The 19,914-nt window shown below is 67.5% G+C and carries 19 protein-coding genes and 1 tRNA gene; 12 read left to right on the plus strand and 8 right to left on the minus strand.

All coding sequences use genetic code 11. The features are described from left to right. The first annotated feature begins 18 nt into the window (after positions 1-18). The gene (locus AB0C30_RS42790; protein ID WP_357955014.1) at positions 19-1,308 is read left to right on the plus strand and encodes an alpha/beta fold hydrolase; all 1,290 of its coding nucleotides are present in this window, start codon (positions 19-21) and stop codon (positions 1,306-1,308) included. Beyond that, positions 1,305-2,558 (plus strand): serine hydrolase, encoded by a 1,254-nt coding sequence (locus AB0C30_RS42795; protein WP_357954903.1) that lies wholly within the window; start codon positions 1,305-1,307, stop codon positions 2,556-2,558. The genes AB0C30_RS42790 and AB0C30_RS42795 overlap by 4 nt, the downstream gene beginning before the upstream one ends. Before the next feature lie 146 nt (positions 2,559-2,704). On the opposite strand, the gene AB0C30_RS42800 is transcribed toward AB0C30_RS42795, so the two are convergent. Continuing rightward, a complete protein-coding gene (locus tag AB0C30_RS42800; RefSeq protein ID WP_357954905.1) occupies positions 2,705-3,529 on the minus strand; it encodes a glycerophosphodiester phosphodiesterase family protein in 825 nt (274 codons plus the stop codon). 332 nt (positions 3,530-3,861) lie between these two features. Beyond that, on the minus strand, positions 3,862-4,359 hold the full coding sequence (locus AB0C30_RS42805) for a YajQ family cyclic di-GMP-binding protein (RefSeq protein ID WP_357954907.1): 498 nt from the start codon (positions 4,357-4,359) through the stop codon (positions 3,862-3,864). Between the two features lie 647 nt (positions 4,360-5,006). On the opposite strand from AB0C30_RS42805, the gene AB0C30_RS42810 reads away from it, so the two are divergent. The 5 genes from AB0C30_RS42810 to AB0C30_RS42830 all read left to right on the plus strand — a co-directional run bounded on the left by AB0C30_RS42810 (position 5,007) and on the right by AB0C30_RS42830 (position 10,024). Beyond that, positions 5,007-5,088, plus strand: a tRNA-Tyr gene (locus AB0C30_RS42810). A gap of 547 nt (positions 5,089-5,635) precedes the next feature. Beyond that, the gene (locus AB0C30_RS42815; RefSeq protein ID WP_357954909.1) at positions 5,636-6,496 is read left to right on the plus strand and encodes an SDR family oxidoreductase; all 861 of its coding nucleotides are present in this window, start codon (positions 5,636-5,638) and stop codon (positions 6,494-6,496) included. Between the two features lie 134 nt (positions 6,497-6,630). Next, positions 6,631-8,520: a CocE/NonD family hydrolase gene (locus tag AB0C30_RS42820; protein ID WP_357954911.1), complete on the plus strand. Its 1,890-nt coding sequence runs from the start codon at positions 6,631-6,633 to the stop codon at positions 8,518-8,520. Next, positions 8,517-9,131: an alpha/beta hydrolase gene (locus AB0C30_RS42825; protein WP_357954913.1), complete on the plus strand. Its 615-nt coding sequence runs from the start codon at positions 8,517-8,519 to the stop codon at positions 9,129-9,131. Before AB0C30_RS42820 ends, AB0C30_RS42825 begins: the two co-directional genes overlap by 4 nt. Then, positions 9,119-10,024 (plus strand): alpha/beta fold hydrolase, encoded by a 906-nt coding sequence (locus tag AB0C30_RS42830; protein WP_357954915.1) that lies wholly within the window; start codon positions 9,119-9,121, stop codon positions 10,022-10,024. Before AB0C30_RS42825 ends, AB0C30_RS42830 begins: the two co-directional genes overlap by 13 nt. A 737-nt stretch (positions 10,025-10,761) precedes the next feature. On the opposite strand, the gene AB0C30_RS42835 is transcribed toward AB0C30_RS42830, so the two are convergent. Continuing rightward, positions 10,762-11,430, minus strand: coding sequence for a Type 1 glutamine amidotransferase-like domain-containing protein (locus AB0C30_RS42835; protein ID WP_357954917.1), 669 nt, complete (start codon positions 11,428-11,430; stop codon positions 10,762-10,764). A gap of 246 nt (positions 11,431-11,676) precedes the next feature. On the opposite strand from AB0C30_RS42835, the gene AB0C30_RS42840 reads away from it, so the two are divergent. After that, complete coding sequence (locus AB0C30_RS42840; RefSeq protein ID WP_357954919.1) at positions 11,677-12,102, plus strand: hypothetical protein; 426 nt, start codon at positions 11,677-11,679, stop codon at positions 12,100-12,102. Between the two features lie 401 nt (positions 12,103-12,503). Here AB0C30_RS42840 and AB0C30_RS42845 read toward each other — a convergent pair whose 3' ends face one another. Continuing rightward, positions 12,504-12,659, minus strand: coding sequence for a hypothetical protein (locus AB0C30_RS42845; protein ID WP_357954921.1), 156 nt, complete (start codon positions 12,657-12,659; stop codon positions 12,504-12,506). Positions 12,660-12,814: 155 nt separating this feature from the next. Between AB0C30_RS42845 and AB0C30_RS42850 the strand changes: the two genes are divergently transcribed. Next, positions 12,815-14,506 carry a hypothetical protein gene (locus AB0C30_RS42850; protein ID WP_357954923.1) on the plus strand — a complete coding sequence of 564 codons (1,692 nt, stop codon included), beginning with the start codon at positions 12,815-12,817 and terminating at the stop codon, positions 14,504-14,506. Between the two features lie 58 nt (positions 14,507-14,564). Here the strand turns inward: AB0C30_RS42850 and AB0C30_RS42855 are convergent, their stop codons facing one another. After that, complete coding sequence (locus AB0C30_RS42855; protein ID WP_357954925.1) at positions 14,565-14,849, minus strand: DUF3027 domain-containing protein; 285 nt, start codon at positions 14,847-14,849, stop codon at positions 14,565-14,567. A 169-nt stretch (positions 14,850-15,018) separates the two neighbouring features. On the opposite strand from AB0C30_RS42855, the gene AB0C30_RS42860 reads away from it, so the two are divergent. Beyond that, the gene (locus AB0C30_RS42860; protein WP_357954927.1) at positions 15,019-15,387 is read left to right on the plus strand and encodes a hypothetical protein; all 369 of its coding nucleotides are present in this window, start codon (positions 15,019-15,021) and stop codon (positions 15,385-15,387) included. A 35-nt stretch (positions 15,388-15,422) separates the two neighbouring features. Here AB0C30_RS42860 and AB0C30_RS42865 read toward each other — a convergent pair whose 3' ends face one another. Further along, a complete protein-coding gene (locus AB0C30_RS42865; RefSeq protein WP_357954929.1) occupies positions 15,423-15,896 on the minus strand; it encodes a GNAT family N-acetyltransferase in 474 nt (157 codons plus the stop codon). A 48-nt stretch (positions 15,897-15,944) separates the two neighbouring features. Between AB0C30_RS42865 and AB0C30_RS42870 the strand changes: the two genes are divergently transcribed. After that, positions 15,945-16,886, plus strand: coding sequence for an RNA polymerase sigma-70 factor (locus AB0C30_RS42870; protein ID WP_357954931.1), 942 nt, complete (start codon positions 15,945-15,947; stop codon positions 16,884-16,886). An 81-nt stretch (positions 16,887-16,967) separates the two neighbouring features. Further along, a complete protein-coding gene (locus tag AB0C30_RS42875; RefSeq protein WP_357954933.1) occupies positions 16,968-18,152 on the plus strand; it encodes an FAD-dependent oxidoreductase in 1,185 nt (394 codons plus the stop codon). 121 nt (positions 18,153-18,273) lie between these two features. On the opposite strand, the gene AB0C30_RS42880 is transcribed toward AB0C30_RS42875, so the two are convergent. Together AB0C30_RS42880 and AB0C30_RS42885 are read right to left on the minus strand one after the other, a co-directional pair. Next, the gene (locus tag AB0C30_RS42880) at positions 18,274-19,041 is read right to left on the minus strand and encodes a DUF4184 family protein (protein ID WP_357954935.1); all 768 of its coding nucleotides are present in this window, start codon (positions 19,039-19,041) and stop codon (positions 18,274-18,276) included. Between the two features lie 56 nt (positions 19,042-19,097). Beyond that, positions 19,098-19,856, minus strand: a complete 759-nt coding sequence (locus AB0C30_RS42885; protein ID WP_357954937.1) for a helix-turn-helix transcriptional regulator — start codon at positions 19,854-19,856, stop codon at positions 19,098-19,100. Positions 19,857-19,914 lie beyond the last annotated feature (58 nt).

Genomic DNA, 19,914 nt, shown 5'->3' on the forward strand with positions numbered 1-19,914 from the left:
AGAAAGGTTGGTGTCGTGATGATGGTGGAAAGGGGCCCGGCGGCCACCGCCATGGCGGTCGTCGAAATGGCGGAGAATGGGCACTTCGCGGACATCGAGCGGTTATTTGCCCCGCCGCTGCGAGCGGTGGTGTCCGCTGAGGCGCTGCGCGCCGAGTGGGAGGGCCTGATCTCCAGGATCGGGCCGATCTCGGCGTTGGGGACACCGGTGAGCGAGCCGGTCAAGGCGGGGCTGACCCGGGTGAGCGTGCCGGTGACGTGCGAGCGGGGCGGGTTGACGGTGGTCATGTCGGTCGATGAGACCGGCCTGCTGCAGGGTCTGCGGCTCGCGCCCCCGCTCACCGAGCAATGGACGCCGCCGCCGTACGCGCGTCGTAAGAGTTTCGACGAGCACGAGGTCACCGTGGGCTCCGACGCGCTGGCCGTACCCGGGACATTGAGCCTGCCGCGCGGGCGCGGCCCGTGGCCCGGCGTGGTGCTGCTCAGCGGCGGCGGACCGTTCGACCGGGACGAGACCAGCGGCCCCAACAAACCGCTCAAGGACCTGGCCTGGGGGCTGGCCAGTCGTGGCGTGGCGGTGCTGCGCTTCGACAAGGTGACCTACACCCACGCCGGTCAGTCCGACTTCACGATGACCGACGAGTACGTCCCGCACGCCGTCGCCGCCATCCACCTGCTGCAGCGCCACTCGAACGTGGATGCCGCCCGGGTGTACGTCGCTGGCCACAGCATGGGCGGCAAGGTAGCCCCGCGAGTCGCGGCCGCCGAGCCGTCCGTGGCCGGTCTGGTGCTGCTGGCCGGTGACGCCCAGCCGATGCACCAGGCCGCCGTGCGCGTCGTCAGTTACCTCGCCTCCTTGGACCCCGGCGCGCAGGCCGCCGCCGAGATGATCACGCGGCAGGCCGCGATGGTCGACAGCCCCGACCTGTCGCCCGACACGCCCGCCGCCGAGCTGCCGTTCGGCTTTTCGGGGGCGTACTGGCTGGATTTGCGCGGCTATGACCCGGTGGCGACCGCGGCGGCGTTGAACAAGCCGATGCTCATCCTGCAGGGCGGCCGCGACTACCAGGTGACCGTCGCCGACGACCTCGCCCGCTGGCAAGCAGGCCTCGCCCACCGGGCGGACGTCACGATCCACGTCCACGACGCCGACAACCACCTGTTCTTCTCCGGCTCAGGCCCGTCCACTCCCGCGGAATACGAGTCGCCGCAGCACGTCGACGCGGCCGTCGTCGCCGACATCGCCGATTGGCTGGCACCTCGCGCTGACCACACCGACTCGACATTTGGACGAGGGGCACGGCAATGATCGAAGAAACCGCGGCGGATACTTCCTCCAAGACCGCTGAAGAACAGCTGAACTGGCTGCTGGGCGCGTCAGCCCGAGCTCCGCTGCCGGACAGTGAGATCCGTCAGCGCCTGGCGCCGGCCCTGCTGGACGCGAGCGGCGGGCCGGACGGACTCAACGCCGCGCTGGCCGGGGTGGGCAGGCTCGCGGCAGGCAAGATCCTCACGACGCGACCGGATCTGGCCCAGGCGGAGGTGCGTGGTCCTACTGCCGACTACCTCCTCACGGTGCATGTGGACGGGGCAGGGCTCGTGGACAACCTCCGCCTGACCCCGGACGAAGGCGAGCCGACCTCGTGGACGCAGATCGACACGCGGCTGGCCGAGCTGGGAACACGCGTGTCCTTCGCCGCTGCGGAGATCGAGCCGGACGGACAGTGCCGGATCGTCCACGGCCTCGCCGCCGACACGCAACGGCCGATCGGCTCGGCGTTCAAGCTGTACGTACTGGGCGCGCTCGCCCAAGCCGTCGCAGAGACGCGAGCCGCGTGGGACGAAGAGCTGGCGATCCGCGAGGACTGGAAGAGCCTGCCCTCGGGCACACTGCAGGACCGCCCGGCCGACTCCACCCTCCCGCTGGCGGCGTTCGCCGACCACATGATCTCGATCAGCGACAACACCGCCACCGACCACCTGATCCACCACCTGGGCAGGGAGGCGGTGGTGCGCCAGCTGTCGCTGTTCGGCCACCGGCAGCCCCAGGAGAACATCCCGTTCCTCACCACCAAGGCGCTCCTCCAGCTCAAGGCCGCCCCGGATGCGGCTCGGGCACAGCAGTACCTGGCCCTGCCGCGACACGAGCGCGCCGCCGCGTTACGGGAACTGGAAGAGCGGCCCCTGCCCGATATGCGAAAGACCTGGCCCCAACCGAACAACATCGACCAGATCGAATGGTTCGCCTCGCCGGCCGACATCTGCCACGCGTACGCGGGCCTGCTGCGGCTCGACCAGCCCGAGATCCACCATGCGCTGTCACTCAACGACGACGGGCTCAACCTGGACGCGGCCCAGTTCCCGGCAGTTTGGTACAAGGGCGGCAGCGAGCCTGGCGTCGTGACCATGCACTACCTCGCCCGCACGGCCGACGGCCGCGCTCTGGCCACCAGCCTCATGGTGTCCGACCCCACCACCGCACCCGACACGATGGACGTGGCGACCAAAGGCCAGTCCATCATCCGAGGCGCGTTCCACCTCCTGTCCCTGGCACGGTGAACACCTCTCCCGCAGAGATCCCGTCATGCCCACCGCTCACCGCACGGATGCCGCTGCGCCGCATCGACCGCGTGTTCTTGGCCGCGGTGACGTGAACGAGCATGGTCATGGTGACGCCCCTGACGAGTCGGCCGGCCGATGACCAGCTATTGGCATTTCCCCTTGAGCCACGCGCTGAGCTGGGAGGTATAGTCGGTCGCCACCCGCTTGGTCGACTGATCGAGCGCGGCCTGCCACGCGCTCTCGTTCAGCTTCCACGAGGGCGGCGGTTCCTCCCATTTGGTCACCTCCGGCCAGATGGGCCCGCCGGTCAGCACCCGCGCCAGGCCCGCGGCGGTGACGCGTCTCTTGAGCTCGGCCGCGATACCGGCATCATGGGAGTACAGGATGATCTCCTGCGACCCGTATCGCTCCTTGACCGGATCCAGGACTTCGGCCCACGCCCGCGACTTGATCGTGGCGTCGGCGCCGAGCAGGAACTGCCGCGTCTCGGGCTTGATCTCGACCAGCCCGATCATGCCGTCGGTCTTCATGGCGGCCAGCCACTCGCGGAAGGTGGAGACGGTCTCACCTTTGAAGATGCCCCGGTTGATCGTCCGCCCCTTGAGCGCGGTGTCGCCGGCGGCCCACCAGATGTCGGTGATGTTCTTCTTGGCGCCGCTCAGGCCCCAGGTGGAGGTGTTGTGCCACATGACGGCCTTCGTACCGTCTTTGGTGAGCTGCAGATCCGCCTCGACCCCTGCCGCACCCCAGCCCTTGTACTTCCGGATGGCGGTGGGGTTGTTGGGCTGGCGTACCTGATCCCGGTTCCAGGTGTCGGCGCCGTTGGCGCCGCTGGGGTAGCCGCCATGCCCGAATATCTGCGGACACGGCGGTAACGCGGCGCTCGCCTGGGCGGCGGGACTGCCCGCAGGAAGTACGGCGGCCAGCACACCCACAGCCAGACCGGCCACAACACGCGATAACGCCAAGACCCTCACCTTTCGCTCGCCCAATTACGCCAACCCTGGCATATCTGGATCACTGCGAGGCCTCGGATACGGCGCCCGGCGGCCTGGCGAGGCGGTGAGTCGGGCATCGAGCGTCGTCGGGGCCCGCCAGCACTGGTAGACCTCCACCACGTCACCAGGGCGCTTCAGCGCAGACCGTGCGGCTCACCCTCGCTCAGCACACATGTAGGGGCGGCGTTTATGGAGGGCGGAGGCCCGAGGCACAGGAGAAAACGCGTGCCCTTGTGGACAGCGCGCTCGCCGTGTGCCCCGGATATGCCCTGCGCGATCTCTGACGTACGGCGGGGCGCCCGCTACCTGTAGTTCACGAACTGCAGGGCGATGTCCAGATCCTTGCCCTTGAGCAGGGACATGACCTCCTGGAGATCGTCCTTCTTCTTCGAACTGACCCGAAGTTCCTCACCCTGGATCTGCGCCTTGACACCCTTGGGTCCCTCGTCGCGGATCAGCTTGGAAATCTTCTTGGCGTTCTCCTGGTCGATGCCCTCCTTGAGCGAGACCAGCATGCGATATTCCTTGCCGGACAGCTTGGGCTCGTCCGCGTCGATGATCTTCAGGGAGAGGCCTCGCTTGACCACCTTCTCCTTGAACACGTCGAGCGCGGCCCCGGCCCGCTCCTCGCTGTTGGCCTTGATCTCGATACTCTGCCCGGACCAGCTGATGCTGGCCCCGGTGCCCTTGAAGTCGAAGCGGTGTCCGATCTCCTTGACCGTCTGGTTCAGCGCGTTGTCGACCTCCTGGCGGTCGATCTTGCTGACGATGTCGAAAGATGAATCGGCCAAAACGCACATCCTCTCGCTGCGTAAGCATTAGGCGGTATCCGGTTCCAGATCTTGCGGACCTCGAAAACGCGCCCTCTGCGAACGCGGACCCCAGCGTACGAGCCTAGCCAGCATCGGCGCGTCGTGCAGGGCGCCGGGCCTTGATCCACCCGCCACACCGAAGGATCATCGGCGTCGCCTCCCGATTAGGGCGCTTTTCGATGGTGTTGATGGGGATTGCGCGGGTGCCTGGGGCCGGCGCCGACTGTCACCTACTGACGCGCGAAGCTCATCCTCACCGTACGAGCCTCGGCAGCGCTGGTTGGCCAGCACGAACGCGACCACCTTCAAACAGGCGAACCGCATCGGGCCGGACCCTCCGCCTTCTCGAAACGCGTTTGCTCAGCTCAGAGACATCATTCCGGGTGATCGCCTGCTCGTCTTCAAGGTAGGCCAGAGCTAGCCCCGCTCTGCGACCTCCTCGGCGCCCTGGTGCTTGGCAAGCCGTCGCCGCAGGTCAAGGACGCGGGGCCGCTCAAAGGGACGGTTCGGTCGATGGTGGGGCGAATACCGTTTCGGTGGAGCAGGTAGGCGGGATCCGGCGTGGGACAAACCGGTGTCACGTGTACCTCGGAAGTCCGCTATTCTTCTGATGTCGCCGCGAGAGCGGATGGCACGGCAGGTTGCCCGAGTGGCCAAAGGGAGCGGTCTGTAAAACCGTCGGCTCAGCCTACGCAAGTTCGAACCTTGCACCTGCCACACGCAGTTAGCGCAGCTCAGAGGCCCCACGGGGCCTCTTCTGCGTTTCAGGGGTCATGCAGCCAGATGCCGCTGTGAGCGGCCCGTTGTCGCAGCACCCGGAATATGCCCGGAATGGATCATGGGGTGTTTCCCCTGGCTGGGTCCTTGATCCGGAGCATCTGCGGATCCCGAGCGCTTCCTCCGTCGTCTGGTTGCTCGCTGAGCATGAGGAAGGCATCGAAGAGGATCGCCTCTTGGGGGGCCACCAGCGGTAGATCGTCTGCTTGCCGACACCGCCCGGGTGGTGATGCCCTCGATGCTCAGCTTGGCGTATCCGACCTCCTGCACCAGCTCGAAGGCCGCGGTGAGGATGCCCGCCGGGGACCTCGTTCTGGGGGGCCGCGCCGGAGAGGAGTTTGCACTGTGTCGTCATGCCGTCCAACCTAACAAGCAAACAAGACGAGACGGTCCGTCTTGACGCAGCAATGGGGAGCCAATAGAGTCACTGCTTGGCGAGACGAGACGGATCGTCTCACATCCTGTGCAACCGATCGGAGTTCTGCATATGCGCACCGCGGATACCGCCTCTTCCCGCACCTGGTTCATCACGGGAGCCAGCCGCGGTCTGGGTCGTGCGTTCGCTATCGCCGCGCTGGAGCGCGGCGATCAAGTGGTCGCCGCCGCCCGTACCATCACCCGACAGGACTTCGACGACCGGCACGGAGACCGGCTGCTCACCCTTGTCCTGGACGTGACCGATCGCGACGCGGTGTTCGCCGCCGTGTACACCGCCGTCGAGCACTTCGGCCGGCTGGACATCGTGGTGAACAACGCCGGCACTATGTCCTCGGGCATGATCGAGGAGTTCACTGAGGCCGAGGCGCGCGCCCAGCTGGAGGTCAATCTTTTCGGGGCGATGTGGGTCTGCCAGGCTGTCCTGCCGCACCTGCGTGGCCAGGGATCCGGGCACATCGTGCAGATCTCCAGCATCGCCGCGCTGGGCGGCTTCCCGAGCACCGGGATGTACAGCGCGAGCAAGTTCGCGCTGGAGGGCATGAGCGAGGCGCTGGCAATGGAGGCCGCGCCGTTCGGCGTGAAGGTCACCCTGGTCCAGCCCGGCGGTTACTGGACCGACCTGTACGCCAGCATGACGACGACGTCGCCTCTGGAGGAGTACGGCCCGTTGCGCGCCGAGCTGGAGAAGCAGTGGGCCGAGGGCTCGATCGACAGTGAGCCACGTCTGGCCGCCGAGGCGCTGCTGAAGCTGGTGGACAGCGAAGCCCCGCCGCAGCGGTTGCTGTTCGGCAGCATGGTCTACGACCTGGCCTTCGACATCTCCCGCCGGCGGATGGCGACCTGGGCCGCTTGGGAGCCGGTCAGCCGCGCCGCCGAACACGCCGTATCCGCTCCCGGAACCGCCGATTGACCCGCGGCCCTCGACGCCCGCCTGGCCGGCGCCCACCGCCGGGTATCGCGCCGTGATCCGACCCGCCCCCGCTGTGCCGGGCGGATCCGGCCTCCCTGCCTTTTCTCCATCGACACCGCTTAACGGGGGCACACATGTCAATCTCACAACGGCGAGGTTCCCTCGCCACCGTCGTACTCGCGACCGCACTCGCAGTCGCCGGGGCTCCAGCCGCGTCCGCGACGGCGGAGCCGGCGGTCGAGATCTCCGGCGGGCTCACGCAGCCCGTCTTCTCCTACCAGGACGCCATCCGTGAGCACATTCGGGTGCAGTCGCCGGTCGACAGCGACGGCGACGGCAAGAAGGACCTGGTCCGGGTGGACATCATCCGGCCGAAAGAGACCGGTTCCGGGCTCAAGGTCCCGGTGATCATGCACGAAAGCCCGTACTACGACGAACCGGGGGTCGGCTTCGAACTGGACCACAAGAAGTACGACGCGGACGGGAACCTGACGAAGTTTCCGCTGTTCTACGACAACTACTTCGTGCCGCGCGGGTACGCGTTCGTGTCCGTCGACATGATCGGCACCAGGTTGTCGGACGGCTGCCCCACCTCCTACGGCGCTTCCGACGTGCTCGGCGGCAAGGCGGTCATCGACTGGCTGAACGGCCGGGCGACCGCCTACGACGACAACGGCGATCCGGTGAAAGCCACCTGGACCACTGGGCGTACCGGGATGATCGGCCAGTCGTATGAGGGAGCCCTCGCCATGGGGGTCGCCGGCACCGGGGTGGCGGGGCTGGAGACGATCGTGCCGGTCGCAGGGTTCAGCAGCGGGTACGGGATGTGGCGTGCGAACGGCACCCTCACCTGGTTCAAAGGCGGGCCGGAGTGGCAGGCCGACCGGGTCGACCTCGATCCGGAGGAGAAATGCGCGGCGGTGCGCCGGCAGCTGGCCGCCGGGTCGGACGACGAGACGGGCAACTACAACGCCTTCTGGCGCGAGCGCGACTATCGGACTGGGCCGATATCGAAGGCACGCAACGTGCGTGCCAGCGTATTCACGGTAGTAGGAATGCAGGACCGGAACGTGCGAGCCGACCAGTTCTCCACCTGGTGGGCCGGATTGCCGCGCAACGTGCAGCGCAAGGTGTGGGTGACGCAGTACGGGCACCTCGACCCGTTCTATGCCCGCCGCGACGTGTGGGTCGACACCCTGCACCAGTGGTTCGACCACGAGTTGATGGGCGTGCCGAACGACGTCATGCGCCGGCCGCGCGTTGACGTACAGCTCGGCCCGGACCGCTGGATCACCCAGGCCGACTGGCCGACGCCGACGCGGACGGTGACCCTGCGACCGCGGCAGGACGGCTCACTGGGCCGCAAGCCATCGACCGGAACCGGCAGCTACCTCGACACCGCCCAGACCGAGGTGGCGATGGCCGGCGATCCTGCCACCACCAACGCCAACCGGCTTGCCTACCTGACCCCGCCGCTGAAGAGCCCGATACGGCTGTCCGGAACGCCGTCGGTGAGCCTGCGCCTCAAGCTGGACAAGCCGACCGCCAACCTGGGCGTTCTGCTCGTCGACTACGGCCAGGACACCCGCATCCACGGCGTCGATCCCGCCGGCGGGCAAGGTCTCAAGTTCATCGGCGGCGAGGACTGCGTCGGCGAGAGCACGGCCGATGACGACGGCTGCTACTTCAGGGCCGCCGACAACACGGTGACCGCCGGCTTCCAGGTGGTCACCCGCGCAATCCTGGATGCCCAGAACCACAAGTCGCTCAGCCGCCAGACACCTCTGACGCCGGGCAAGCCATACCAGATCACCTGGTCGATGCTGCCTCAGGATTACGAGTTCAAGGCGGGGCACCGGCTGGGCCTGGTGCTGACCGGGACCAACGACGACATCACCGACGCCGAATCCGGCACCGGGACCAAGGTCACCGTCGACCTGGCCGGCACTTCGGTCTCGCTGCCGCTGAAAGGCGAAGAACCCGATCGCGGTACATCGTTCACAGATGCGAAGGAGCACCCATGACAACCTCGAACCCGGCCAACGCGACCTGGACCGGCATGGTGCCGGTCGATGACACGGCGCTGGCCGTGACCGACACCGGCGGTCCCGGTGTCCCGGTGGTCTACCTTAACGGCCAGTTCGGCATCCAGCCGCAATGGCGTAGGGTCATCGCCGAACTGGGGACGGGGTGGCGGCACATCACCTACGACATGCGGGCTCGCGGCAAATCGCAGCGTTCGGCGGACTATTCATTCGAGACGAACGTCTGCGATGTCGATGCCGTTCTCGGGGCCAGGAGTGTGTACCGGCCGCTTCTGGTCGGCTGGTCCTACGGCGCGGCGGTCGCGGCGCACTGGGCCAGCCGGAATCCCGAGCGTAGCGTGGGCGCGGTCCTGGTTGACGGCGCGTACCCGCACGACTGGCTCGACGAGGCCATGGAACAGCGGATCCGCAAGCTGTTTCGACGGATGAGCTGGTTATGGCCGCTGCTGCGCCCCTTCGGTATGGCCCCGCGGATGACCGCCGACCAGCAGGCGAACAGCAACATCGAGCTCGGCGTGATCTCCCGCGAGCGCGCGCTCGGCCCCGTGCTGAACAACATCACTATGAGGAGTGAGACATGGCCCGAGTGACCGAGTCGCAGACCGGCGGACTTCGCCGCACTGAGACCTTCGTGGATGTCGCGGACGGCTATCGGCTCTGGGCGGAGATGGCCGGCGATCCGGAGCGTCCCGCCCTGTTGCTGGTGATGGGAGCCAACACAAGCGGGCTGGGCTGGCCCGACGAGTTGGTCGAGCTGCTGTCCCGGGACCACTTCGTCGTCCGCTACGACCACCGCGACACCGGACGCTCCACCCATGCCTTCCACGAGCGTCCCTACCCGATCCGTGCGCTGGCCGACGACGCGATCGCGGTCCTCGACGCGCTGCGGATCGCACGCGCTCACGTGGTCGGGATGTCGCTGGGCGGCACCCTGGTCCAGTTGCTCCTCCTCGACCACGCGGACCGGCTGATGAGCGCCACGATCTTCGGCTCCGCGCTGCTCGGCGGAGCGGCCCCCGATCCCGATATCTCCGACGACGACCTGCCCGGGCCCGACCCCCGGCTGCTCGCTCTGTGGGCGGAGCTCGGCCAAGAGCGCGACCCGGAGACGGAGCTGCGGTGGCGCGTCGAGCACTGGAGGGTCCTCAACGGCGACGTCCTGCTCTTCGACGACGAGGAGTTCGCCGATCTTGAACGTCGGATCGCCGCCCACAGCGGCACCTGGCACAGCCCCGCCGCCCATGCCCTGGCCGACCAGTCAGGCATGGAGCGTGGAGCCGAACTCGCGAACGTCTCTGTGCCCACCTTGGTGATCGACGCGCCGGAGGATCCCATCACCCCGCCCCCGCACGCCACCCGGCTGGCGCACGCCATCCCCAACGCCACTCTGGTCACAGTACGCGGCCTCGGCCACGCACTGCCCCTCGCGATCGTGTCGCCCCTCGCAGCAACGATCACCGCCCACACCCGTCGACGGCCCTGACCCGGGAGAACCGTCCGAGGCGCCGGTGCCGGGCCTTCATACGGCCGGGCGGGGCCTGGACGTTCACCGAGCGCCCTGCCAGACCTCGGTGTACGCGGTCGAGGCCACCACTTTCCCGCGCTCTGCCCGGCCAGGAGGACGGCGAGTTCGCGAGGCCGCTCGACGAGTTCGTGGCGGAGGTCTTCCGTTGCGGGCAGCAACAGCCACCTATATTCACCCGCCGACCACGTCCGCCGTTCGAATGTCCCACCCGAATCACCCCCTGGGGCTCTCGCACTGTCGTAGACGGGGTCGTCGCCGAAGATCTTCGCGGAGAACTCCTCACCGGGGTGATCGATGATGGCCTGGGCGTCCGCGCGGCTCATGGCCACGTCGATGCCGAGGTGGACGGCGATGTTCCCGTCGTCCTGCCGGCCGAGGCTGAAGCAGATCGTGTAGCCCATGCCGCCCGTGCACTTGTTCACGGGGGCGGGTCGGCCGACGCGGGGCCTGCCAGTGCGATGGCGGCCACGAGAACCGCCGAGGTGACGATGTCGGTCAGTTCTGACGCCACTCAGGTGGCCCGAGACCATGATCAATGTTCATCAGACGTGAACGCACTTGCCACCGTCTGGAGCTGGCGCAGTGCCGCTCGCAACGTTACCAGGCGTCGGGTGCTCGCTACGGCCGGATGGCCGTAGCGCACGGGATCTGCGGCATGAGTGGGCGCCTCGCCCACTCATGGTCGGCGTCGGTGGCTAGGAGGAAAAGGACCTCCAGTGGCCCTCGGAGACGACCTCGATGGTGCCGTCGGTCACCTTGATGGCCGTCTGGTCGTCGATGGCGTACGCCGGACCCGCGATGTCGGCGGCCCATCTCTCGGCGTCGGCCATGGTGTTTCCCGGCATGAGCTCGTGTCCCAGGTGCGGGAAGATCGAGAAGTCGACGACCCCTAGGGTGCGGTCGCTTCCGGTGGGCGGCGTCCATTCGACGAAGTAGTCACCGATCCGGGGGGTCATCACCATGCTTCCGGCGCTCACCCCCACCCAGACCGTCTCGGACAGCGATGGCAGCAGATCCGCCAGCCCGGACTGCCGCATCCAGTGGCACAGGTACGTCGCCTCGCCACCGTCCACCAAGAGGACGTCGGTCTCCTGGACCCAGGGGACCCAGCGGTCCTTGCCGATACTGGGCAGTGCGGTGAGCTCGAGGAGGCCCACCGACTTCCAGCCCAGGTCGCACATGGGTGCTGGGGTTTGTCCGGCGATGAAGCGCCAGGCTGAGGCCGGCGTGCACATGGGGTGGCCATACTCCGCCGTAGGGATGCAGAGGGCGCTGGAGTCGGCGATCGGCTTGCCCAGCAGATCGACCAGCGCATCGCGGATGCCCGCGTTCGTGACGCCTCCGGAGGTGAGAAGAAGCTTCAAGATGTCTCCCGATTCGAGTGCGATGGAGCGGTGTGACGTGTAGACGTGGGACCACCGCGAGACTCATCGCTGCTGGGAGCAAACGCCTGGTAGATCAGTCTCCAACCCTTCGCTCTCCAGGTCCTCACAGCCTGGACGGCGCTGGCGACAAGCTGCTTGACGGGCTGACAACCTCGATTTTACAGAGTATTGGGATGGCCGATACGGTTGATTCGGTCAAGATCTTTGCTCTTATGAGGTTGAAGCATGAAGAAGCTCACATCCGTTCTGCTCAGCTCCGCCGCCGCGACGGCCATGCTGCTGACACCGGCGACCGCAGGCTCCGCACAGGCAGGCACCGCACGGACGAGTACGGAGACCGCCAGTACGAAGGCCATCGCCGCGTCGGCTCAAGCCGGGGTCGAGCGCGACAGCATCAGTTGCTCCCGGCCCAGAGGCAAGTGGGCCAACTACTCGTGGGGTGAGGGCAACACGAGCGTGACCATCTACTTCAACAACCACTGCAGCCACAAGGTCAGCGCCAAGATCATGTTCGTGAGGAAGGGCTCGGTCGGCGACAAGGCGGCCAAGTACCGTTGCATGACGGTCAACGCCCACACCAAGGGCAAGAAGAAGTTCTACGCCGCTGCCTACAAGCCGTATTCCGTGACCCGCGTCGCGCGCTGCAGCTGAGCCGGCCGCCCGCGTCCAGCGGGGCATGACAGAGCCATGCTCACGGCGCCTTAGTCTACGCAATTTCGAACCTTGCACCTGCCACGCGCAGTTCAGAGGCCCTACGGGGCCTCTTCTGCGTTTCAGGGGCGGGCAGCTCTGAGCGGCTGTTCGTCGCTGATTCCGGCTGAACGCCTCGATCTACGACCAAGTGGCGGCCCTCTTGCTTCCGTTACCGGCGATTCACTCACGCTGGGTTGACCCTGGCGGCGCCGGCGGCTCCCGCCTCGCGTACTGCCTGGTGGGACTGGATGGGATGCGCCTCGGTCAATGGTTAGCTCTACGATCGGTACGGAGTGGTCGCGGCCGGGGGCGCACTTCATACGCCGTCGCATCAGCTTCTGCGCCAGGGCCTAAAGCAGTCAGTTGCGCCGGGTGCCAACTAGATCGGCCAACACTTCGATGTACATGTAATCGTCGTCCGACGTATCTTCGTTGCACAGCGCGATGATGAGGCCCTGCTCAACCAGGGCGCAGCCAACGCCGTCACTTTCGCTTTCTTCCAGGCCGCTGACCACGAACTGTGGGAAAAGGAAACAGAGCCACTGACTGGGCACACTCCCTGTACGGTGGTGCCGCGCTAAGATCGCGTCCCGTGCTTTCGGTTAATTTATGGCGGATTATCAGGATTGGATTAGTCGGTCTGGTCCTTGCGGCGGCTGTCGCGGGCCTAGTGCTCGGCGACGCCTGGCTTTGGGCGGCGGTCGAATGGTCGCCGCCGGCCTACGCGGAGTTCTACATGCGCGGCGGGTTCGACACCCCGACGACTGTGGTGCTGCTCGTGGCCGCCCTGGTGAAGGCCGCGCTCCTGTGGCTGATCCTGCGTGCCCCCGCACCCGGACCGCTGAACCGCCGGGCAAAGGCGCTGCGCCGGCTGCTGTATCTCGCGGTCGCGTACAGCCTCGTGCTGTGGTTCCCGATCGCGCTGCTCCCCGACGCGGTCAACATGGCATTCCAGCTCGCGTTGTGGACCGCGATCGACGTCCTCTACCTGCTCGTTATCCGCTGGCGGTCCCGCATGCTGCGGGCGGCGGCCGGAGCGATGTTCGCGGTCGAGTTGGCGGGGATGGCCAACGTACTGCTCGACGATCTCGACCTCCCCGAGCTTGGATCGGGCGGCGTCTTCGAACTGGGCTTGATGCTGAGCGGAGTGGCGGCGACCATCATCACGATTGTCGGGCAGCGGCGCGACGGCCGGTGGAGCCGCGGCACGCAGGTCGCCGGGTTGTTGTCGCTGGGTGTCTACACGCAGGCGATGCCGTTCAACGTACTCTCCGGCGGCAATATGGCGTTGCCGATCATGATGGACGCGGTGGGGCTCGTCAGCACCGTGTGGATCGCGGCGACCGCCCGTGAACTGCCCGCTGAGGACCGCCTGGCAGACCCTCCGGCCGCACGGCAGCGCGTGATCCGCGTCGCGGTGGCGGCCGTGACCGTACTGCCGATCATCGCACTGATCCAGCCGGAGCAGGCCGCGCACCTCACCTACACCGGCCGGTCGATGGGCTGCTACGACCGGCCGAGCGTCGGCGACCTGAAACCCGCGGAACGCGACGCCGCGTTCCTGTGCCGAGCGCGGAGCAGAGACGGCGGAGTCCCGCCCATGTTCCCTGACAGCGTGCCGGATCAGGCGATCCTCGCGTACGGGCGGGCTCTGTGCCGTACAGAGGACCGCGACGAGCAGAAGGCGATTCTGACGCGGGCCGGGAGCGCGCGGCCCGCCTGGGGCGTGGACCCGTGGGACCTCGTCTACGTGTGCCCGGAGATCGTCGGTGCGACAAATCCCGAGCTGCTGCGGTCGACCACGGAGACGGAGGCGGCGAACGCCGCCTACATCGCCGAGAAGAACGCGAAGTGCCGCGACCCGTGGCCTCGGACGAAGGGTGTCGTCCAGGGTACGGCCAACTACTTCCTGTTCGTCGACGGCGATCCCGGCTATCTGGTCCAAGATCCCAAAGACGCAGCGGCCCAGGAGACGGCGGAGCAGGCGATGGACAAGGTCTACGACGACGACAGCAACCTCATCGGGGTGGCCGGCAGCGCGGTGCTCATCGGGCACGTCGAAGACGTCTCTGACCTGTGCCTTACCGTGAAGGCCTTCCGCACCGCACCGCCGCAGCGGACGGCCGGGTGGGATCAGGTCAGCGAGGTGCCGATCGTCAGCCGCAGCGGCCGGCTCACTGTGCCGTATATGGGCGAGGGCGGAGAGGTGGGCGCGGGCGCCCCGATGCCGAACCTGGCGATCGCGGGGAAGGGCCGCTACCGGCTCCGTGTCTACGTGCGGGTCGACGATGCGGGGGAGGAGCAGCACCTGGTCGTCGTGTTCCCGGGTGCGTCGAAGAAGAGGCTTGAGCTGAAACCGTGAGCGGTGGCGGGGCGCACACTCTCCTCGGTCGGAGCTTCATGCCGCCTGACCGGGGCTGCTACCCGAACGAGCCGTCCTCGCGGTCGACGAACCGCACGCAGCCGTCATGCTCGAAACGCACCCGCCCGTCAAACGACGAGGCGGGGTTGGTGCAGGCCCCATAGTCCAAACCGAGCTGACCGCTCAACGCGATCCAGAAACGGCATCCTCCGCACTGGGAGTAGTACCACTCGTCCAGGTAATCGGCCTGGGCGGTGGAGCGATTCAACGAGGCACCCCATCGCGCATGGCACTGATCATTGTGATCTGGATCGTTACCCGTCCAAGGCTCACCAGCGGCCATTCTCGGTGCCTCCGTCTAAATCCGAGACCGTCAGCTCCGGCGATTGCCCGGGGGCTCGTATTCTTCCAGCTGCAATAGGGAGAGCGTTTCTACGGGCACCCTACCGAGCGAAGGGATCAGCGAGTTGACGCTGTCGACAGCCGACCTCACTGCATCGGATCATGAAGCCATGTCGGAACAGATCCCCGCCCACCTTGACGGCATCGGCCAGGGCTGGCATCCGCTGCTGCAACGCCTGCACGAGGAACTGCTGGCCGTAAGCCCCGGCTACAGCGTCCAACAGGTCAAGGAGAAGTACGGCACCTTACGCGTCTACCTCCTCACCGGCCTGTTGCGCCACCTGCACCAGGGGGGCGACAAGTGGCCCGAACCACATGAGGCGGAACGCTACAAGCGGGAGGACGACGCGGCGACACTCCTCGTACACGCCGCTGAACAGGAGTCGGCCAGGATCTGTGAGTACTGCGGTAATCCCGGCCAGGCCAGGAAACGCCCCTGGATCAAAACCCTGTGCGACGATTGCGACGCCTGTCGCTGAGACTGTGAGCGTTTTCGCGGCAGCCACCCCTGCCATTACGAGGGCTTCGTCAGGTCCAGCACGCCGACCGTCTGGCCCCCGCTCTTCTCACCTGTGAGCTGAAACCCGAGCTTCTGGTAGAAGCCTTCGGGGCTGCCCGCTCCCGGTTCCCACGTCACATACATCTGCGTGCCACCACGACGCCTGACTTCGCCCGCCACTGATTCGACGGCGAAGCGGCCGACTCCCTGCCCTTGTGCGTCGGGTGTGACGTTGAGGCGCCACAAGCCGGACCGGAAGTCGACTCCCTTGCCGTCCCAGTCGATATCGAAGAAGGCCATGAGGAAGCCGACCGGACGGTCGCCGTCGAGGATGAGGCGTGGCCAGGCCACGTTCGGGTGGACGTACGCCTCGGCCAGCGACTTCACCACAGGTGAGACGAAGTGTTCTTGTTCGGGGCGGACTTTCACGGCAATGGCCGTCTCAAAGTTGGCGGGGGTGATAGGCGCGAGGCGGAGGCTTTTAGGCATGCGAGAACCATATGAGTTGGTCACGCATGAAGAGTTAGGATTCGGGCCATGCCTCTAACGGTGATTGACGTGGACAGGTTCGAGCTGTCGAGGCCCCGTCTGGAGGCTATCGCCTACCGTCTCCTCGGCTCCGCTGACGAGGCAGAGGACGCCGTGCAGGAGACCTTCCTGCGCTGGCAGGCCGCCGACGTCGACCGCGTCGAGGTCCCCGAGGCTTGGCTGACGAAGGTGCTCACCAACCTGTGTCTCAACCAGCTCACCTCCGCGCGGGCGCGCCGCGAGACCTACGTGGGCCAATGGCTTCCCGAGCCGCTGCTCGCCGGGGACCGGATGCTCGGCCCGGCCGACACCGCCGAGCAGCGCGAATCGGTCTCGTACGCGGTCCTCACCCTCATGGAGCGCCTGTCCCCCAACGAACGGGCCGTGTACGTGCTGCGGGAGGCCTTCGACTACCCGCACCGGGAGATCGCCGAGATCCTCGACATCACCGAGGCGGCCAGCCAGCAGATCTTTCACCGCGCCAAGAAGCATGTCGCGTACGGCAAAGCCCGCACCGAGATCGACGAGGCCGCCGCCCGGCGGATCGTCGAGGAGTTCCTCGCGGCCGCCACCAGTGGTCAGACCGATGAGCTCGTACGCCTGCTCACCAAGGACGCCATCTCCATCGGCGACGGCGGAGGGAAGGTTCCGGCACGTACCAAGGCGTTCGAGGGAGCCGTCGCGGTCGCGAAGTTCGTGTGGGGCCTGTTCAAGCCCGCCGAGGCCAAGCGCGCCGTCGTCGGCGGCTCGCCCGAGATATACGCCTGGACCGCCAATGGCGAACCCGCCGTTGTGGCCGTCGTGGAAGGCCGGGTCGTCGCCATCATGTGCCTGGAGGTCACCGCCGAGGGCATCACCGCCTGCCGTACCCAGGCGAACCCCGACAAGCTCGAACGCGCGACCGAGCAATGGGCGGCGGCCGGCCACGGGGAGCCCCTGCTCGTGATGTGACGTGTCTCACAACGCGTTCCTGTCAGGAAACAGCGGGCCATCCGGTTCAAGTGGCACATCCGAACCGGACAGGAGCCTGAAATGCAGCATCGCGTCATCGTTCTCGGAGCCGGATACGCCGGAGCCAGCGCCGCCGGCCGCCTCGCCAAGCGGTTGCGCCGCGAGGACGTCGCCATCACCCTCGTCACCGCCGAGCCCGACTTCGTCGAACGCGTCCGCAATCACCAGCTTGCGACCGGCCAGGACCTCAGGCCCCGGCCGCTCAGCGAGATCTTCGCCGGCACCGGCGTCGAACTGAGGCTCGCGAAAGTCACCGGCGTCGACGTCGACCGCAAGACCGTCGCCATCACCGGTGCGAACGGTGCCGAAGAACTGGAGTACGACACCCTCGTGTACGCCCTCGGCAGCGACTGGAACAGCCAAGGCGTACTCGGGACCGCCGAGCACGCCTACCAGATCGCCAGCCGTACCGGAGCGCTCCGGCTACGCGAGCGCCTGGCGGGCCTCGACGCCGGGCAGGCCGTGGTGGTGGTCGGCGGCGGCCTCACCGGCGTGGAGGCCGCCACCGAGATCGCCGAGGCCCGCCCGGACCTCAACATCGCCCTGGCCGTCAGCGGCGGCCTCGGCGACTGGCTCTCACCCAAGGGGCGCGAGCACGTAAGGAAGGTCTTCGGCAAGCTCGGCATCACCGCGTACGAGCACGCCGCCATCAGCGGCGTCGAAGCCGACCACGTCACCACCGCCGACGGCAAGGTCATCCCCGCCGCGGTCACCGTATGGACCGCCGGTTTCGCGGTCCACCCGATCGCGAAGGCGACTTCCCTGGAGGTCTCCGGCACCGGCCAGATCGTGGTCGACCGGACCATGCGCTCGGTCTCACACCCCGATGTGTATGCCGTCGGCGACGCGGCCATGGCGATGGGCGCCGGAGACAAGCCGCTACGGATGTCGTGCGCCTCCGGCATCCCCACCGCCTGGCTGGCCGCCGACGCCATCGCGGCGCGCCTGAGCGGCCGGAAGGTCCCGAACAAGACGATCGGCTACTTCAACCTGTGCGTCTCACTGGGCCGCAAGGAGGGCCTGATCCAGTACGTCACGGCCGACGACCGTGCCAAGCAGGCGGTCCTGACCGGCCGACTGGCCGCCGCGTACAAGGAACTGGTCTGCAAGAGCGCCGCATGGAGCGTCGCCAACCCGACACTTGGGCTGCCGACCCGGCCCAACCGCGTTACGCGTGAGCAGACGCTGATGCGGGAGACCGCATGAACATCGTTGTGGACGACCTTTCCGGCCCGCGGTTCGGGCGGGTCGACGGCGGACGGCTGGAAGGTCGTCGGTTGATGTGGCATTTGGGCGCGTGCCCGTTGTCTGCCTCATGGGGCGCCGATCACGGTGGTGGCTTCGGCCTCGATGAGTTCCTGCAGCATGCGCTGCTCACCACGTTCCGCCCATGCCAGACGAGTACGTAGCACGCAAGTATCACAGCGGCCCCGTCGGCGCCTCCCAGGAGGATGCTCCGAACCAGGTCGTAGCCGCTCACCGCGGCGCGGTCGGTCACCGCTCCGGCGGCGGCACCGGCGATCGCGGCCACCGTGACCATGGCCAGCACCGCGCCGCGCACCCGGCCCGCCACCCCGGGCAGCCGTTCCGGCCGGACCGGGGTCCGCCGATACCAGAGCGCGAACCATCCGGCCAGGGCTACCAGACCACCTGCCGAACTGGCGTACATGAGCACGTTGAACACACGATGCGGGCCGACGACCGGTAGCCGCAGCACCTGCCAGTGCGCCACCGCGAACCCGCCGACCTGCGTGAACCCGTCCCAGACCAGGTGCGTGGCCATCCCGGCGACAAGCGCCGCCACCACCGTCACGGGCGCCGGTCGCGGCGCGACGGGCAGCCGGGCGCGCAGCCCGGCCGGGGCCAACGCGACCAGCGGCGCCCGGAGCACCTGGTGAAACAGCACCAGCAGCACCGCGCCCGACGGCACCCCCAGCAGCAGCACCCCCCACCATGCGTGCGTGCTCGCCGACGAGAACGGCAGCGGCAGGTAGTACGGCAGATCAGGTATCACCGCCCCGACCGCCAGCGCCGACGGCGGTAACCACCGCCGCACTGGCAGGATCGCGGCGACATGGCTCAGGGTGAACGGCACACGCCATTATCGGCACTCGCCGTCCGGACGGTGATCTATATCGATATCTCAGTGGATCATCGCCGCGCGCGCAGGACGCGGGGAGAGGCACCCAGCTCACGGCGGCACGCCTTGTTGAACGCCTGCAGGTCCGCGATCCCCACTGCCGCGGCGATCGCCGGGATCGCCAGCGTCGACTCGCGCAGCAAGTGCAGCGCCCGCGACAGCCGGCGGCGGCGGATGTAGGCGACCACCGTGTCACCGCTCTGGGCGCGAAACAGCCGGGTGAGGTGGTTGTGCGAAACCCCGGCGGCCCTGGCGACGTCCGGTACGGTCAGCGGTGCGGCCAGGTTCGCCTCGATGTACTCGATCGCCGCGGCCACCACGGCGGGCCGGCTGCCGACCACGGGCAGGCTTGCCACCCGCCAGAGCACCGACCACACCTCGGCCGATGCCCTGGCCGGGGTGCCGGGGACGGCCGCGATGGCCTGGCGCAGCGCGGCGCCGATGACCGGGGCCTGGTCGCCGGCGTCCCGCATGACCGTCACGGTGCGGCGCTCGTCCTCGCCGGGCAGGCGGAAGTGTGCGTACAGGTGCTCTGATCTGCCCCGATAGTGGTAGTGCACCTCGGCGCCAGGCGGGATCAGGCTCACGTGTCCCGGCTTGATGGCGTACGTGGTGTTGTCCAGGACGAGTTCGGCCGCGTAGCCGTACAGGTGGAGTTGCCACAGGTCGGGCAGCCGAAACACGTCGTGGAGACCGACGACGCCGTGCACGCCCACTCCCGCCCCGGCCACCACGGGCGGCTCGGAGAGCGCGATCGTCAGGTGACGCACAGCGCATGTCTACCCCAATGGGGGAAAATCAACCAGTAGATGAGGATTACAACCAACG

This window comes from Nonomuraea sp. NPDC048901, from assembly GCF_040649695.1.
Classification (GTDB): Bacteria; Actinomycetota; Actinomycetes; order Streptosporangiales; family Streptosporangiaceae; genus Nonomuraea.

What these genes read in the sequence shown, in the direction of transcription:
- AB0C30_RS42790 (WP_357955014.1), top strand. Translation starts at nt 19, where the DNA reads ATGATGGTGGAAAGGGGCCCGGCGGCCACCGCCATGGCGGTCGTCGAA.
- AB0C30_RS42795 (WP_357954903.1), top strand. Translation starts at nt 1,305, where the DNA reads ATGATCGAAGAAACCGCGGCGGATACTTCCTCCAAGACCGCTGAAGAA.
- AB0C30_RS42805 (WP_357954907.1), bottom strand. Translation starts at nt 4,359, where the DNA reads ATGTGCGTTTTGGCCGATTCATCTTTCGACATCGTCAGCAAGATCGAC.
- AB0C30_RS42815 (WP_357954909.1), top strand. Translation starts at nt 5,636, where the DNA reads ATGCGCACCGCGGATACCGCCTCTTCCCGCACCTGGTTCATCACGGGA.
- AB0C30_RS42820 (WP_357954911.1), top strand. Translation starts at nt 6,631, where the DNA reads ATGTCAATCTCACAACGGCGAGGTTCCCTCGCCACCGTCGTACTCGCG.
- AB0C30_RS42825 (WP_357954913.1), top strand. Translation starts at nt 8,517, where the DNA reads ATGACAACCTCGAACCCGGCCAACGCGACCTGGACCGGCATGGTGCCG.
- AB0C30_RS42830 (WP_357954915.1), top strand. Translation starts at nt 9,119, where the DNA reads ATGGCCCGAGTGACCGAGTCGCAGACCGGCGGACTTCGCCGCACTGAG.
- AB0C30_RS42840 (WP_357954919.1), top strand. Translation starts at nt 11,677, where the DNA reads ATGAAGAAGCTCACATCCGTTCTGCTCAGCTCCGCCGCCGCGACGGCC.
- AB0C30_RS42855 (WP_357954925.1), bottom strand. Translation starts at nt 14,849, where the DNA reads ATGGCCGCTGGTGAGCCTTGGACGGGTAACGATCCAGATCACAATGAT.
- AB0C30_RS42860 (WP_357954927.1), top strand. Translation starts at nt 15,019, where the DNA reads ATGTCGGAACAGATCCCCGCCCACCTTGACGGCATCGGCCAGGGCTGG.
- AB0C30_RS42865 (WP_357954929.1), bottom strand. Translation starts at nt 15,896, where the DNA reads ATGCCTAAAAGCCTCCGCCTCGCGCCTATCACCCCCGCCAACTTTGAG.
- AB0C30_RS42870 (WP_357954931.1), top strand. Translation starts at nt 15,945, where the DNA reads ATGCCTCTAACGGTGATTGACGTGGACAGGTTCGAGCTGTCGAGGCCC.
- AB0C30_RS42875 (WP_357954933.1), top strand. Translation starts at nt 16,968, where the DNA reads ATGCAGCATCGCGTCATCGTTCTCGGAGCCGGATACGCCGGAGCCAGC.